This is a genomic window from Flavobacterium anhuiense (assembly GCF_050990855.1).
GTDB classification, from domain to species: Bacteria; Bacteroidota; Bacteroidia; order Flavobacteriales; family Flavobacteriaceae; genus Flavobacterium; species Flavobacterium anhuiense_C.
The window spans coordinates 370,860-387,401 of record NZ_CP158861.1 but is presented as its reverse complement, the minus strand read 5'-3'; the positions used below and the strand labels follow the sequence as shown (position 1 = coordinate 387,401).

Below are 16,542 nucleotides of genomic sequence, written 5' to 3'. Positions count from 1 at the left end.
TCCATAGTGGATTGTAGCAAGATGAAGATAAAAAAAACACGTCATGAGACACGGAAAAAAATTCAACCACTTAAGCAGACAGACTGGACATAGAAAAGCTATGTTGGCTAATATGGCTTGTTCTCTTATTGAGCACAAACGTATTAATACTACTGTTGCTAAAGCTAAAGCGCTTAAACAATTTGTTGAGCCTTTAATTACAAAATCAAAAGAGGATACGACTCACAACCGCCGTATTGTTTTTGCTTACTTACGTAACAAATACGCTGTAACTGATTTGTTCAGAGATGTTGCTGCTAAAGTTGGTGACCGTCCAGGAGGATACACTCGTATCATTAAAGTTGGAAATCGTTTGGGAGATAACGCTGATATGGCGATGATCGAACTTGTTGACTTCAATGAACTTTACAACGGAGGTAAAAAAGAAGTGAAAAAAGCTAAAAGCCGTCGTGGTGGTAAAGCTAAAAAAGCTGAAACTACTGCTCCAGAAGCTCCTGCTGCTGAAACAGAAACGACTACTGAAGCTTCTGAATAATTATGAAAGTAATCATTCTATAAAAATCAAGGATAAACTAATTTTTAGTTTATCCTTTTTTTTTGATTTTTTTGAAACTTCAAAAATGTAACTTATTTAAAATGATCGGTTTTATTTTTACGAGTGAAAGTTTTAAAAAATCTTGGAAGGGCTATTTTAAAGAAGTAAATTTGCAAAATATCTAATTACAAATGAGGTTTTACTTCATACACAATTAAAAAAAACAATACAAATTAAAGAATGAAATACACAACACGACAAAGCGCCATTTTATTACTAAGTGATGGAACTGTTTTTCATGGAAAGTCTATCGGTATTAGCGGTAAAACTTTTGGTGAAGTTTGTTTTAATACTGGAATGACCGGATATCAAGAGATCTTTACAGATCCTTCATACTTTGGACAGATTATGGTTACTACTAATCCGCACATCGGGAATTATGGTATTAATGATTTAGAAGTTGAATCAGACAGCGTGAAAATTGCTGGTTTAGTTTGTAAAAATTTTAGCTTTAACTATTCAAGAACAGGTGCTTCTGGAAGCTTGGAAGATTATTTTGCTAAACAAAATTTAATCTGCATCTCTGATGTAGATACGAGAGCTTTGGTAAGTTACATTCGTGATAATGGCGCAATGAATGCTGTTATCTGTACAGATGGAACTTCAATCGAAGATCTTAAAAAAGAATTGGCAAACGTTCCAAACATGGAAGGTCTTGAATTAGCCTCAAAAGTGTCAACTAAAGAACCTTATTTTGTTGGAGAAGAAAATGCTAAATATAAAATTTCAGCACTTGATCTCGGAATTAAAAAGAACATCTTAAGAAACTTTGCAAAGAGAGATTGTTACATTAAGGTTTTTCCTTATGATACAACTTATGAGGAGCTAAGCGCTTTTAATCCTGATGGTTATTTCTTATCTAACGGACCAGGTGATCCAGATCCGCTTCATGGGGTAATTGAGGTTGCTAAAAATATTATTGCAGATGACAAACCTTTGTTTGGGATTTGTTTAGGACATCAAATTATCGCTTTGGCAAATGGAGTTCAGACCTACAAAATGTTTGGGGGACACCGAGGAATTAATCATCCAGTAAAAAATCTTCTAACAGGTAAAGGAGAAATTACTTCTCAAAATCACGGATTTGCTGTGAAAAGAGAGGCATTAGAAGGTCACCCAGAATTGGAATTGACTCATATACATTTAAATGATGATACAGTTGCTGGTATGAGAATGAAGAATAAGAATTGTTTTTCAGTGCAATACCATCCAGAAGCTAGTCCTGGTCCACACGATTCTTCTTATTTATTTGATCAATTTGTGGAGAATATCAAAACTAGCAAAGCCTAAAACGATGTAGTTAATAAATAAAGGTGTTTAATGACTGGAATGCGTTTTTAGTATTAAATATTTTTATAATTTCGAAAAAAAAATATAATTTATTAATAAAAAACAAAAATAATGAGTATTATAATTAAAGTTCACGCAAGACAAATTCTTGATTCTAGAGGTAATCCTACTATTGAAGTAGATGTGGTAACTGAAAATGGAGTTTTAGGTAGAGCTGCTGTTCCGTCTGGAGCATCAACTGGAGAACACGAAGCTGTTGAATTACGTGATGGAGGTAAAGCTTATCTAGGTAAAGGTGTTTTGAATGCAGTGAATAATGTAAATACTATTATTGCTGAAGAATTAGTTGGAACTTCTGTTTTCGAACAAAACACAATTGACCAATTAATGATTGATTTGGATGGTACTCCAAACAAATCTAAATTAGGAGCTAATGCTATTTTAGGTGTTTCTTTGGCGGCTGCAAAGGCTGCTGCTAACGAACTTGGTTTGCCATTGTACAGATATGTAGGTGGTGTCTCTGCTAATACATTACCTGTTCCAATGATGAACATCATCAATGGAGGTTCTCACTCTGATGCGCCTATCGCATTCCAAGAGTTTATGATTTTCCCAGTAAAAGCGACTTCTTTTACACATGCAATGCAAATGGGAACTGAGATCTTTCACAACTTGAAAAAAGTATTGCACGATAGAGGTTTAAGTACCGCTGTAGGTGATGAGGGAGGTTTTGCTCCAAACTTGGCTGGAGGAACAGAAGATGCTTTAGATACTATTAAATTGGCAGTTGAAAAAGCAGGATATTCTTTCGGAGACGAAATTATGATCGCTCTTGACTGTGCTGCTTCTGAATTTTATGTAAACGGTAAATACGATTACACTAAGTTTGAAGGTGAAACAGGAAAAATCAGAACTTCAGAAGAACAAGCTCAGTACTTAGCTGAACTTGCTGCTAAATATCCAATTATCTCTATCGAAGACGGTATGTATGAAGATGACTGGGATGGTTGGAAAGCTTTAACTGAAAAAATTGGCGATAAAGTGCAATTAGTAGGTGATGATTTGTTTGTAACTAACGTTGCTCGTTTGTCTACTGGTATCGAAAAAGGAATTGCAAATTCTATTTTAGTAAAAGTAAATCAAATTGGTACTTTAACTGAAACTATTGCAGCTGTGAATATGGCTAAAAATGCTGGTTACACATCTGTAATGTCTCACCGTTCTGGAGAAACTGAAGATAATACAATTGCAGATTTAGCGGTAGCTTTAAACTGTGGTCAAATAAAAACTGGTTCTGCTTCTCGTTCAGATCGTATGGCTAAATACAACCAATTATTGAGAATTGAAGAAGAGCTTGGAAGTACGGCTTATTTCCCTGGTTTAAATGCTTTTAAAATCAAATAATTGAACAAATTATATATTGGAAAAAACCATCCGCCGCGGCGGATGGTTTTTTTTTGGAGTTTTAACAAATTCATAGCAGTATTCTTTTTTTAATTAGTCTTAAATTCATTAGATTTGATAAATTATTATTTAAAGAATTATTTCCAATATATTATGTCAAAAATAGCTACATTAGAAATAGATGGTAAAAAGATTGAACTTCCAGTAATCACAGGAAGTGAGAACGAATCAGCTATCGATATCAACAAATTACGTGATTTAACAGGTTATATTACATTAGATCCAGGTTATAAAAATTCAGGATCTTGTACAAGTGAAATTACTTTCCTAGATGGAGAAGAAGGTATTTTACGTTACAGAGGGTATTCTATCGAAGATCTTGCTGAAAAAGCGAGTTTCTTAGAAGTATCTTATCTTTTAATTTTTGGTGAATTGCCTACAGCTAAACAATTAGAAGATTTTGAAAATGGTATTAAAAAACATTCTTTGGTAAACGAAGAAATGAAAAATATCATTGACGGTTTCCCTAAAACAGCTCACCCTATGGGAGTATTATCTGCTTTAACAAGTGCTTTAACAGCATTTAATCCAAAAGCGGTTAATGTTGATAACGAAAAAGAAATGTACGAGGCTATTTGTAAAACAATGGCGAAGTTTTTAGTGATTGCTACATGGACTTATAGAAAATCTATGGGCTATCCTTTAAACTACTATGATAACACAAAAGGATATGTAGAAAGCTTTATGCAATTAATGTTTAAATTGCCTACAGGACCTTACGCTGCAAATCCTGTAATTGTAAATGCTTTAGATAAATTATTTATTCTTCACGCAGATCACGAGCAAAATTGTTCTACTTCAACTGTAAGAATGGTAGGTTCTTCTCATGCTGGTTTATTTGCATCAGTGTCTGCAGGAGTTTCTGCTTTATGGGGACCACTTCACGGTGGAGCAAACCAAGCAGTGCTTGAAATGCTAGAAGAAATTAATAAAGATGGTGGAGATACAGATAAATTCTTAGCGAAAGCAAAAGATAAAAATGATCCTTTCCGTTTAATGGGATTCGGGCACAGAGTTTACAAAAACTTTGACCCAAGAGCTAAAATCATCAAAAAAGCAGCAACAGAAGTATTAGAGACTTTAGGTGTTGAAGATCCGATTTTAGAAATCGCAAGAAAATTAGAAAAAGCAGCGCTTGAAGACGAATATTTCAAGGCAAGAAACTTATATCCAAACGTTGATTTCTACTCTGGAATTATCTACAGAGCTTTAGGGATTCCAACAGATATGTTTACTGTTATGTTTGCGATTGGAAGATTACCAGGTTGGATTGCGCAATGGAAAGAAATGCGTGAAAACAAAGAGCCAATTGGAAGACCAAGACAAATTTATACTGGACATCCTTTAAGAGAGTTCAAGTCTAATAAATAAAAAACGAAAGCTTCACTTAACTGTGAAGCTTTTTTTATATTTGCTCAAAATATAATAGAGTTATGTTGCAATTAAATGTAAAGAACGAAACGTCTCGACTTCGTGCTGTAGTTTTGGGTTCTGCTGTTCATAATGGGCCAACTCCAACTATAGAAGAGGCTTATGATCCTAAATCATTGGAACATATTAAGGCAGGAACTTATCCTGTAGAAAAAGATATGGTTGCAGAAATGGATGCTTTTAATGCTGTTTTCAAAAAGTATGATGTAACTGTTTATCGTCCGGAAATGATTGAAAATTACAATCAGATTTTTGCTCGTGATATTGGGTTTGTAATAGATGATGTTTTTGTAAAATCGAATATTCTGCCAGATAGAGAAAGAGAATTAGATGCAATTCAGTATGTAATTGATCAGATTGATTCATCAAAAGTTGTTCGACCTCCAGAAGAAGTTCATATTGAAGGAGGTGATGTGATGCTTTGGAATGATCATATTTTTATAGGGACTTATAAAGGCAGCGATTATAAAGATTATATTACTGCCAGAACAAATATGCAGGGTGTAAACTATATAAAATCTCTGTTTCCAAATAAAATTGTAAAGGAATTTGATTTAGTAAAATCTAAATTAGAGGCTAGAGATAATGCATTGCATTTAGATTGCTGTTTTCAACCTGTTGGAAAAGATAAAGGTATTATCTACAAAAGAGGTTTTCGTGAAGAAGCCGATTATTTGTATTTAGTAAATCTTTTTGGTAAAGAAAACCTGTTTCATATTGAAAGAAACGAAATGTATAATATGTTTTCGAATGTGTTTTCAATTGATGAAAATGTAGTAGTTTCTGAAAAGAATTTTACGCGTTTGAATAACTGGCTTCGTGAAAATGGTTTTACGGTTGAAGAAATTCCATATGCTGAAATCTCAAAACAAGAAGGCTTGTTGAGATGTTCAACGCTTCCATTAATTAGAGATTAAAAAACGGGTTTCGGATTGCGAGTTAGAGGAAAACTTGAAACTTTAAACTTGAAACAAAAAAATAAGATAATGAAACAAACTACTAATGCAATCGTAATGATTCGGCCAGTAGCATTCAGAATGAATGAGCAAACGGCTGTAAATAATTATTATCAAAAAGTATTGGACGGACTTTTACCAAGTACTGTTAATGCCAAAGCACAAGCGGAATTTGATGCTTTTGTTGAAAAATTGAGAGCAGTTGGAGTAGATGTGACAGTTGTAGATGACAATTTAGAAACGGATACTCCAGACAGTATTTTTCCAAACAATTGGGTTTCATTCCATGAAAATGGTGATGTAGCACTTTATCCCATGTTTGCCGAAAATCGTCGTCAAGAACGCCGCGAAGATATTTTGGATACTTTGGAAGAAAAAGGATTCGAAATTACCAATATAATGGATTACACTTCTGCAGAAGAAGATGGTATTTTCTTAGAAGGAACAGGAAGCTTGTTATTAGACAGAGCAAACGGAAAAGCATATTGTGCATTATCTCCAAGAGCAGATGAAGAATTGTTTATAGAATTCTGCGAAGATTTTGATTATGCTCCTGTTATTTTTGAAGCTTTTCAAACGGTTGATGGCGAGCGTAAACTAATTTATCATACAAATGTAATGATGTGCTTAGGGGAAACATTTGCTGTTATTTGTGCGGATTCTATTGATGACAAAAAAGAGCGAAAAATGGTTTTGGATAATTTAAAGGATGATAAAAAGGAGATTATTTTGATTACAGAAGATCAAGTAAATAATTTTGCTGGAAATATGCTAGAAGTTCGTGGGAAAGATGATAAGAGATATATTGTAATGAGTGCATCAGCGCATCAAAGTTTGACTCCGAAACAAATTACCCAATTAGAAAATCACGCAGAAATTTTAAGTTCAAGTTTGGACACTATTGAAGCTTGTGGCGGTGGAAGTGCAAGATGTATGATGGCGGAAGTTTTCTTGCCAAGAAGCTAAGACAAAATACATAAAAAAGAAAGGGATAAAATCAATTAAGATTTTATCCCTTTCTTTTTTAGAAATATCTGAATTAAAAATTCCCTTTAATAATATTTATAATTGCACTTACAATATATTGAATACCAATTGAAATAACAATAAAACCAACAATTCTTGAAATAGCAACAATTCCAGAAGCTCCTAGGATTCTAGCTAGATAATGTGCACTTTTTAAAATAGCATAAATAGCTACAGCGATAGCAAGAATAGCTAATGAAGAAATTATGATTTCATTTATTTCATGATGTTCCTGATAAAAAGCAATCAAAAGAGACATAGATCCTGGGCCTGCGAGCATAGGAATTGCCAAGGGAGTTAAAGCAATATCATTTCTGTGTTGTGCTTCGTTTTCGATTTTTTTATTGATTCCTCGTTTCTTATTGAATTTCCCAGAAAGCAAAGAGAAGCCAGAGTTCACAATTACAATTCCACCTGCAATTCTTAAGGCATCTATGCTAATTCCAAAAAAAGTTAGAACATATTGTCCGATAAAGTAGGAAACCAACAAAATAATAAAAACATTGATCGCGGTCCAAAGTGAGATTCTTGATCTTTCTTTTTGAGAATCATGTTGGGTTAATCCAACAAAAATTGGCACAGTCCCAATAGGATTTAATACTGAGAATAAAGCGGCAAATAGATAAATGAATAATTCCATATTATGTTGGTTAGTGAAGTAAATGTAGTTATTTTTTGATGCTTTTGTGTGAAATTATGTTATAATAATGTTTTTTATTGTTCTTGATTCTGAATCAAAGAGATAAAGTTAAATCGTTCTTTTTGATTACTTTTGCAATTCTAAATAAAAATTATGAAAAGTAAAAAAACACTAGTTATAGGAGCATCTACAAATCCAGAACGTTATTCTTATAGAGCTGTAAATATGTTGGTAGGAAAGGGGCATTCTGTTCTGGCAATTGGTCAGAAAGCTGGCGAAGTTGCTGGGGTAAAAATTCAAACTAAAGCAATACCTGTAAAAAATATTGACACTATCACTTTGTATTTAAATCCTGTTCGACAGAGAGATTATTATAATTATATTATTGAAGCGCAACCTAAAAGAGTAATTTTCAATCCAGGGACTGAAAATCCTGAATTGTACCAACTATTAGAATTAAACGATATTCAGGTTGAAATAGCTTGTACTTTGGTGCTATTGGCTACAAGTCAATACTAAATTCTTTTTTTAAGAAATAATTTTAATTCACTAAACATTAAATGTTTTCTTTGAATTGTTAAAAAAAGAAGGGCTTTCTTAGTATTTTTTCAATAGGGTTAAACCTTGAATTTAATGGCTCTAATGTAGGCTAAACCATTAAAAGTATTACTTTTGTCGTCATGGAATTTTCATCAAAATTAATTGAAAAAGCAGTAAGCGAAATGTCGCAATTGCCTGGTATTGGCAAGCGTACGGCACTTCGATTGGTTCTTCATTTGTTAAAACAACCGAAAGAACAAACCGCTTTTTTATCTCAAGCATTGTTGAATATGCGTGAGGATATTAAGTTTTGCGAAAGTTGTCACAATATTTCGGATACTAAAATTTGTGAAATCTGTGCTAATCCAGTTAGAAATCATGAAACAATATGTGTTGTAGAAGATATTAGGGATGTTATGGCAATTGAAAACACGGGGCAATTTAAAGGGATTTACCATGTACTTGGTGGGAAAATTTCACCTATAGAAGGAGTTGGACCAAATCAGTTAAGTATTTCTAGTTTAGTAGCAAAAGTAAAATCTGGAAATGTGACAGAGATTATTTTTGCGTTAAGCTCAACTATGGAAGGAGATACAACAAATTTTTATATCTATAAGCAAATTGCAGATTCTGAGATTATAATTTCAACAATTGCGAGAGGAATATCAGTTGGGGATGAATTGGAGTATGCGGACGAAATAACATTAGGACGAAGTATTTTGCACAGAGTGCCTTTTGAAAAAACATTTAAAAATAATTAATTAAACCCCAAATAAAGTTAGGTTTTTCTAGGTGCTGAAGGAAAAGCTATATTTGCGATAAAATTGAACGAATGACAAAAAAAAGCTTTTTTCTATTCTTATTAATTTCAACATTATTTACCTCATGTATTCCGATTAAGGATTTGGTTTATCTTCAGGATAAAAATAATTCAGGTGAGCAAACAACAATTGCAGCTGTTGAATCAAAACCATACCGATTGCAGGTAAGTGATGTTATCAGTATTAATATAAAAGCAATTGATCCGAAATTGGTTTCTATTTTCAATACAACTGACTCTCAAAATGGCCAGTCAGCAAAAGAAGAATCTTCTTTATACTTTGATGGATTTACAGTCGATGATCATGGAAATATTAGAATGCCAATTCTTGGAGAGATTAACGTGATAGGATATACTTTAGAAGAAGTTCGTGTAAAAATTGAAAAGAAATTATTAGAAGAGTATTTTAAAAGTGAAGCTAATATTTTTGTTACAGTTAAGTTAGCGGGTTTTAGATATACTATAAATGGAGAGGTAGAAAGTACTGGGACGAAAACACTGTATAAAGATAATGTTACCATTTTAGAAGCTGTTGCAAATGCGGGAGATATTACCACAGTCGGTAATAGAAAAGAAGTAACAATAATTCGTCAGACCCCAACAGGTGTTCAAATGCATGATATTGATCTAACAGACGTCAATGTAATGAGATCACCATATTATTATTTACAGCCAAATGATTATATCTACGTAAAACCATTGAGACAAAAAACTTGGGGAACGGGTCAAACTGGTATACAATCTATAGGAACAATTATTACTTTGCTATCTTTAGCAACAACGGTTTACCTAATTATAAAATAAAAATAGATTTTTAAAATGTTAGACATTAAAGACTTTGCCATTTTTGAAAATCATTCTCATTTTGATTTTAAGGGTTTTTTGTTGAAAATTATAAGCTACTGGAAATGGTTTCTTGCGAGTTTGATAATTGCATTTACGATTGCATATCAGGTAAATATTCGTAAAGAAAAAATTTACGGAATGCAAACCATGATTTCGATCAAAGAAGAAAGCAATCCGTTTTTTACATCAAATACAAGCTTGGTCTTCAATTGGGGAGGAATATCGGATCAAGTAAATGGCATTTCTACAATTCTACAGTCAAGATCTCATAATGAGCTTGTTGTAGATAAACTTCATTTTTACATTGATTATTTAGAACAAGGAAAATATAATTTAATAGACTCGTATGGAGCTGTGCCATTTTATGTCGATATTGACAATACAAAAGGACAGCTTGTAGGTGCATTGATTAGCGTAAAGTTTTTAAGCGAAAACGAATATCAAATTCAAATTCCATTTGAAAGTAATTCAGTTTCCTTGATCACTTATAGCAATAATACTTATAGTAACACATCAGTCCAACCCGTAAGCTTTACTAAAAAATATAAAGTTGGAGAACAAGTTAATCTTCCATTTTTGAATTGGAAACTTCAAATAACAGATAATCCAGGTTTTTATAAAGGGAAAGAATACTTTGTCAGATTTAATGATTTTGACGGAACAGTCTCTCGATACAAAGGTGTAAATGTAGATGCTGGAAAAAGTGGAGGCTCGATTTTGACCTTATCAATGCAGGGAACAAATAAGGCTAGAATGGTAGATTATTTGAATTCTACTGTAAAAATGCTTATCAAAATTCAGCTTGATGGGAAAAATCAATTTGCTACAAATACTATTCGTTTTATTGATAGTACTCTAGTGGCAATGGAATCGCAGCTGAAACAAACTGGCAATGAATTAAAGTCTTTTCAAAAAGATAAAAATATTTATGAAATAGAAGGAGGCGGTTCTAGAGTTTCGGAGAAAATTATGGATTTTGATGTTGAAAAAGATCAAGTTACTAGAAAAATTGCTTATTACAATTCGTTGCGATCATATTTAAATAACAGCGTCGATTATTCTAAATTGCCAGCTCCTTCTGTGGCAGGAATTGAAGATCCAAATATTGTTTCTAATATTTCTAAACTTATAGCGCTCTCTACTCAAAGATCGGAAATGGCGTATGCTGTAAAGAGCGAAAAAATATTTAAAGATTTCGACAATCAAATGCAGGCAGTAAAAAATGTTCTGCAGGAGAATATTGCTACTGCAAAAGCAGCCTTACTGTCTGACTTGTCTCTAGTAAATGCAAAACTTGGCCAGGCAGAGAGTACTGTTAAAAGACTGCCTGCAGAACAGCAAGAATTATTGAAAATAAAAAGGAAATATGATTTAAATGATAATATCTATACAGAATTTCTTCAAAAAAGAAATGAAGCTGAAATTGTCAGAGCTTCAAATTTGTCGGATATTCATTTTATTGATCCGGCAAAAGATATTGGAGAAGGTTTGATAGGACCTAAAACTTCTGTGAATTATATAATGGCTTTGTTTTTAGGTATTTTAATTCCTTTACTGTTTGTTATGGTGATTTTTTTCATTAATAATTCAATTCAGAATAGCGAGGATATTAATAAATTAACTCAAATCCCATTAATTGGCGTAATCGGTCTTAATAAAGACTCGGGTAGTATGGCAGTTTTTGAAAAACCTAAATCAGCTCTTTCAGAATCATTTAGAGGTATACGTTCTTCGCTTCAATTTTTATATAAAAAACAACAAGTTAGCGGGTCAAAAACTTTAATGATAACGTCTTCAATTAGTGGTGAAGGGAAGACATTTTGTTCTATAAATATAGCTACAGTTTTCGCTTTAAGCGAAAAGAAAACAGTAATCGTTGGTTTAGATTTAAGAAAACCAAGGTTGGCTGATGAATTTCAGTTAAAATCGCCTTTAGGAGTGGTTAATTATTTAATAAAACAGAATAATTTAGAGGAAATCACTAACTCGACACAGATTCCAAATCTAGATGTAATACTTTCAGGGCCAATTCCGCCAAATCCTTCAGAGTTGATTTTAAGTGATGCAATGAAAGAATTGATTGGTGAATTAAAGGAGAAATACGATTATATAATTTTAGACACTCCACCAGTTGGTCTTGTGGCAGATTCATTAGAATTGGTTCAATTTGCTGATGTAACTTTATATATCGTGAGACAGAACTATACTAAGAAAGATATGATAACGTTGTTAAATACAAGACTTAAGCGTGGCGAGTTGAATAATGTGAGTATTGTATTGAATGGCTATGAAAATAAAGCAAAATATGGTTCGGGATATGGATATGGCTACGGTTACGGAGCTTATTCTAATGGCTATCATGAAGAGGAAGTTAAAAATGGATTTTGGAAAGCATTTTTAAATAAAATTAAAAAAAGCTAAACTTTTGATAAATGGAAAGTAAAACAAAAAATACAATTTTAATTACAGGAGGGGCTGGATTTATTGGCTCAAATTTGACTGACTATTTTTTAGGTTTGGGGTATAAAGTGGTTTGTTTAGATAATTTTTCTACAGGTCACCGCTATAATTTGAAAGACTTTTTAGATAATCCAAATTTTAAATTAATTGAAGGTGACATTCGAAATTTAAGTGATTGTAATAACGCGGTTCAAGGAGCAGATTATGTTTTGCATCAAGCGGCTTTGGGCTCTGTTCCTCGATCTATAAAAGATCCGATTACCACAAATGATGTAAATGTCTCGGGTTTTTTAAATATGTTGACTGCCGCAAGAGATGCTAAAGTAAAAAGATTTGTATATGCTGCAAGTTCTTCGACTTATGGAGATTCTCAAGGACTGCCAAAAGTAGAAGATGTGATAGGGAAACCATTGTCTCCTTATGCAATTACAAAATATGTAAATGAATTATATGCGGAAATTTTCAGCAAGACCTACGGGTTGGAAACAATAGGACTTCGTTATTTTAATGTTTTTGGAAGAAAACAAGATCCAAATGGGGCTTACGCGGCTGTGATTCCAAAGTTTGTAAAGCAATTCATGAATCATGAAAGCCCTGTAATTAACGGAGATGGAAACTACTCTCGTGATTTTACCTATATCGATAATGTTATTCAGATGAATGAATTGGCAATGACCTGCCAGAATCTTGAGGCAATTAATACAGTTTATAATACAGCATTCGGAGATAGAAATACATTAAATGACTTGGTAAAATATTTAAAAGAATATTTGGCTGAGTTTGACCCTGAGATAAAAGAGGTTTCAGTCATTTATGGAGAAAATAGAGTTGGAGATATTCCGCATTCATTGGCAAGTATAGAAAAAGCAAAAAATAAACTTGGCTATAATCCGAAATATTCTTTACAAGACGGATTAAAGGAAGCTGTCGAATGGTATTGGAATAATTTAAAATAAAATTAAGATCAAGATAAAATAGATCAAATGAAAATTACAAAAATTTGTTGCATTGGTGCAGGATATGTTGGCGGACCTACAATGGCAGTGATTGCTCAGAAATGTCCACACATTCAGGTTACAGTTGTTGATTTAAATGAACAAAGAATATCAGATTGGAACGATCCGAATCCTGAAAATATTCCAATATATGAACCTGGACTTTCAGAAATTGTTGCCGAAGCAAGAGGTAGAAATTTATTTTTTTCTACAGAAGTTGATAAAGCAATAGATGAAGCTCAAATGATTTTTATTTCGGTAAATACGCCAACCAAAACTTATGGAAAAGGGAAAGGAATGGCTGCTGATTTAAAGTATATCGAATTATGCGCGAGACAAATAGCGAGAGTTGCAAAGCAAAATAAAATTGTAGTTGAGAAATCAACTTTGCCAGTTAGAACTGCAGAAGCAATTAAAAGTATATTAGATAATACCGGAAATGGTGTTCAATTTCAAATTTTATCTAATCCAGAATTTTTGGCAGAAGGAACTGCAGTTACAGATTTGTTAAATCCAGATCGAATTTTGATTGGAGGTGACACAACTCCAGAAGGAGAAGAAGCTATCAATTCATTAGTGGAAGTTTATTCAAATTGGGTAAGTATAGATCGAATTTTAACAACAAATGTTTGGTCTTCTGAATTGTCAAAACTTACTGCAAATGCATTTTTAGCACAACGTATTTCGTCAATCAATGCAATGTCAGAGCTTTGTGAAAAAACAGGTGCGGATGTAAATGAAGTTGCAAAAGCAATTGGAATGGATAGTAGAATTGGACCAAAATTTTTAAAGGCTTCTGTTGGTTTTGGAGGTTCTTGTTTTCAAAAAGACATTCTTAATTTAGTGTATATAGCAAAATCATACGGATTGAATGAAGTTGCAGATTATTGGGAGCAAGTTATTATTATGAATGATCATCAAAAAAGAAGATTTTCAAATAAAATTGTTCAGACATTATACAATACAGTGGCCGATAAAAAAATTACTTTTTTAGGTTGGGCTTTCAAAAAAGATACAAACGATACTAGAGAATCTGCAGCTATTTATGTTGCGGATGATTTAATAAACGAACAAGCTAAAATCACAGTTTTTGACCCTAAAGTATCTAAAAATAAAATGCTAAGTGACTTAGATTATTTAGAAACAAGAACAAATGAAGAGAACCGTAATGCACTAAATGTTTTTGATACTGCTTATGATGCTTGTAAAGATGCGCATGCAATTGCGGTCTTAACAGAATGGGATGAATTTACAACTTACGATTGGAAGAAGATCTATGATGCAATGCATAAACCAGCTTTTGTATTCGATGGAAGAAATATTTTGGACGGAAAACAATTAGAATCGATTGGGTTCGTTTATAAAGGTATCGGTTCTTAAATAATAAATTTTGAGGTAATAAAAATATTGCTTCATCATAAATGATAAAAAATGAATTGGTACGTAGTATATACAAAACCGAAATGGGAAAAAAAAGTAGCAGATAAGCTTAACCAATATGGAATAGAATGTTATTGTCCAATGGTTACGCAGGTAAAGCAGTGGTCAGATCGAAAGAAGAAAGTTGAATTGCCTCTTTTTAATTCCTATGTTTTTGTGAAATTATCAGATTCAGAACGTAATTCAGTTTTTCAAGTTGCAGGAGTGGTGAGGTATTTATTTTGGTTAGGAAAGCCTGCGATAGTAAAAGATCAAGAAATTGAAACTATTAGAACAAGCTTGCAAGCGCCAAACTTAAGTGATGTTTCGGTTTCAACTATTCAAGTTGGAGATAAAATTAAATTAGAGTCGGGTGCGTTTAGTAATCAAGATGCAACGGTACAAGAAATTTCGAATAATTATTACATATTCGTATTGGAGGCTTTGGGCTGTGTATTGAAAATAAAGTATAAATAATTGTAAATTTTAAGTGATATAAACAGAAGAAAAAACCTTTTTTTGAAATTTTTTCTTCTGTTTTTTTTATAATGTATTTATTTACAGTCTGATTAGTAAGCTGTTGTAAATGTTAGTTTTTTATGCATTTAATGGTTTTTTGAGTATTACGGGAAACCGTATTGAATTACTAGACTTATTATGCTATATTTGCGCGAAAAAGATTAATTTACATATCTGAGTCATTGTTTTGTGACTGAGAACGGCGAAGCCGTGAATTTTAGTGACCAGATTAAATTAAAAAATATGAAGTTGGAAAACAATGTAAAAATTGCAGTTATAGGTTTAGGTTATGTAGGATTGCCTTTAGCTCGATTATTTGCTACAAAATACCCAGTAATTGGTTTTGATATAAACGAATCTAGAGTTAATTCTTTAAAATCTGGAACTGATACAACTTTAGAAGTTGAAGATGATGTTTTACAAGAAGTTTTAGTTGATAAGCCAACGGAAAAAAAAGGATTATACTGTACAACTTCTTTAAATGATATAGTTGATTGTAATTATTATATAGTTACAGTTCCTACACCAGTTGATAAAAACAATAGGCCAGATTTAACGCCTCTTTATAAATCTAGCGAAACTGTTGGTAAAGTTTTGAAAAAAGGAGATATCGTTATTTACGAATCAACAGTTTATCCAGGAGTAACAGAAGAGCAATGTGTACCAGTTTTAGAAAAGGTTTCAGGCTTAAGCTTTAATGAAGACTTTTTTGCTGGCTATTCACCAGAAAGAATAAATCCAGGCGATAAAGAGCATACGGTAGAAAAAATTCTAAAAGTTACTTCAGGTTCTACACCGGAGATAGGACTAAAAGTAGATGGCTTATATAAATCTGTAATCACAGCCGGAACACATTTAGCGCCGACAATAAAAGTTGCAGAAGCAGCAAAAGTTATTGAGAATTCACAACGAGACATTAATATTGCTTTTGTTAATGAATTAGCTAAGATTTTCAATTTAATGAATATCGATACACAAGAAGTCTTAACTGCAGCATCAACAAAATGGAATTTTTTGCCTTTTAAACCAGGTCTTGTTGGAGGGCATTGTATAGGTGTGGACCCTTATTATTTGGCTCAAAGAGCACAAGAGTTTGGTTATCATCCTGAAATAATTTTAGCGGGAAGACGTTTGAATGACAGTATGGGAGAATATGTAGCTTCGCAGATAGTGAAGCTAATGATAAAGAAAGGCATTTCTGTTAATGGCGCTGAATTGCTAATGCTTGGAATTACGTTCAAAGAAAATTGCCCAGACGTTCGAAATACAAAAATAGTTGATGTTGTTAAAGCATTAAAAGATTATGGAATCCTAGTAACGATATTTGATCCGCTAGCAGATGTGAAGGATGTAAAAAAAGAATATAATTTAATAACATTAGACTCTATTCCTGATAATACATTTGATGCAATTGTTTTAGGAGTTTCGCATGCGGAATTTTTAGAATTGGATTTTTCAAAATTGCAGAAAGAAAAAAGTTTAATTTATGACGTAAAAGGAGTTTTAGGATCTTTAGCTGATAATAGGCTATAGATTTTAGC

The 16,542-nt window shown here is 32.6% G+C and carries 15 protein-coding genes; 14 read left to right on the top strand and 1 reads right to left on the bottom strand.

The annotated features are described in order from the left end of the window. Positions 1-43 precede the first annotated feature (43 nt). From rplQ to ctlX, 6 genes are all read left to right on the top strand, one after another. Entirely contained in the window at positions 44-535 is a 492-nt protein-coding gene (rplQ, locus tag ABTV69_RS01845) for a 50S ribosomal protein L17 (protein WP_433833773.1), read from the top strand. 240 nt (positions 536-775) lie between these two features. Next, entirely contained in the window at positions 776-1,885 is a 1,110-nt protein-coding gene (gene carA, locus ABTV69_RS01840) for a glutamine-hydrolyzing carbamoyl-phosphate synthase small subunit (protein ID WP_433833772.1), read from the top strand. 111 nt (positions 1,886-1,996) lie between these two features. Continuing rightward, positions 1,997-3,289, top strand: a complete 1,293-nt coding sequence (gene eno / locus ABTV69_RS01835; protein WP_132989113.1) for a phosphopyruvate hydratase — start codon at positions 1,997-1,999, stop codon at positions 3,287-3,289. A gap of 153 nt (positions 3,290-3,442) precedes the next feature. After that, positions 3,443-4,720 carry a citrate synthase gene (locus ABTV69_RS01830; RefSeq protein WP_433833769.1) on the top strand — a complete coding sequence of 426 codons (1,278 nt, stop codon included), beginning with the start codon at positions 3,443-3,445 and terminating at the stop codon, positions 4,718-4,720. Between the two features lie 62 nt (positions 4,721-4,782). Further along, the gene (locus ABTV69_RS01825; protein WP_433833767.1) at positions 4,783-5,697 is read left to right on the top strand and encodes a dimethylarginine dimethylaminohydrolase family protein; all 915 of its coding nucleotides are present in this window, start codon (positions 4,783-4,785) and stop codon (positions 5,695-5,697) included. Between the two features lie 69 nt (positions 5,698-5,766). Further along, positions 5,767-6,702, top strand: a complete 936-nt coding sequence (ctlX, locus tag ABTV69_RS01820; protein ID WP_433833765.1) for a citrulline utilization hydrolase CtlX — start codon at positions 5,767-5,769, stop codon at positions 6,700-6,702. Positions 6,703-6,775: 73 nt separating this feature from the next. Here the strand turns inward: ctlX and ABTV69_RS01815 are convergent, their stop codons facing one another. After that, a complete protein-coding gene (locus tag ABTV69_RS01815; protein WP_433833763.1) occupies positions 6,776-7,402 on the bottom strand; it encodes a MarC family NAAT transporter in 627 nt (208 codons plus the stop codon). A 153-nt stretch (positions 7,403-7,555) separates the two neighbouring features. Here ABTV69_RS01815 and ABTV69_RS01810 point away from each other — a divergent pair, with 153 nt between their 5' ends. From ABTV69_RS01810 to ABTV69_RS01775, 8 genes are all read left to right on the top strand, one after another. After that, positions 7,556-7,921: a CoA-binding protein gene (locus tag ABTV69_RS01810; protein WP_433833761.1), complete on the top strand. Its 366-nt coding sequence runs from the start codon at positions 7,556-7,558 to the stop codon at positions 7,919-7,921. Positions 7,922-8,082: 161 nt separating this feature from the next. Further along, the gene (recR, locus tag ABTV69_RS01805; protein WP_433833759.1) at positions 8,083-8,703 is read left to right on the top strand and encodes a recombination mediator RecR; all 621 of its coding nucleotides are present in this window, start codon (positions 8,083-8,085) and stop codon (positions 8,701-8,703) included. 71 nt (positions 8,704-8,774) lie between these two features. Then, on the top strand, positions 8,775-9,566 hold the full coding sequence (locus ABTV69_RS01800; protein ID WP_433833757.1) for a polysaccharide biosynthesis/export family protein: 792 nt from the start codon (positions 8,775-8,777) through the stop codon (positions 9,564-9,566). Between the two features lie 15 nt (positions 9,567-9,581). Beyond that, positions 9,582-12,029: a polysaccharide biosynthesis tyrosine autokinase gene (locus ABTV69_RS01795; protein ID WP_433833755.1), complete on the top strand. Its 2,448-nt coding sequence runs from the start codon at positions 9,582-9,584 to the stop codon at positions 12,027-12,029. An 11-nt stretch (positions 12,030-12,040) separates the two neighbouring features. After that, positions 12,041-13,024 carry an SDR family oxidoreductase gene (locus ABTV69_RS01790; RefSeq protein WP_433833753.1) on the top strand — a complete coding sequence of 328 codons (984 nt, stop codon included), beginning with the start codon at positions 12,041-12,043 and terminating at the stop codon, positions 13,022-13,024. Between the two features lie 27 nt (positions 13,025-13,051). Continuing rightward, positions 13,052-14,443 (top strand): UDP-glucose 6-dehydrogenase, encoded by a 1,392-nt coding sequence (locus ABTV69_RS01785; RefSeq protein ID WP_433833751.1) that lies wholly within the window; start codon positions 13,052-13,054, stop codon positions 14,441-14,443. 51 nt (positions 14,444-14,494) lie between these two features. Next, positions 14,495-14,959 (top strand): UpxY family transcription antiterminator, encoded by a 465-nt coding sequence (locus ABTV69_RS01780; RefSeq protein ID WP_433833749.1) that lies wholly within the window; start codon positions 14,495-14,497, stop codon positions 14,957-14,959. 285 nt (positions 14,960-15,244) lie between these two features. After that, the gene (locus ABTV69_RS01775; protein WP_433833747.1) at positions 15,245-16,534 is read left to right on the top strand and encodes a nucleotide sugar dehydrogenase; all 1,290 of its coding nucleotides are present in this window, start codon (positions 15,245-15,247) and stop codon (positions 16,532-16,534) included. Positions 16,535-16,542: the final 8 nt, after the last annotated feature.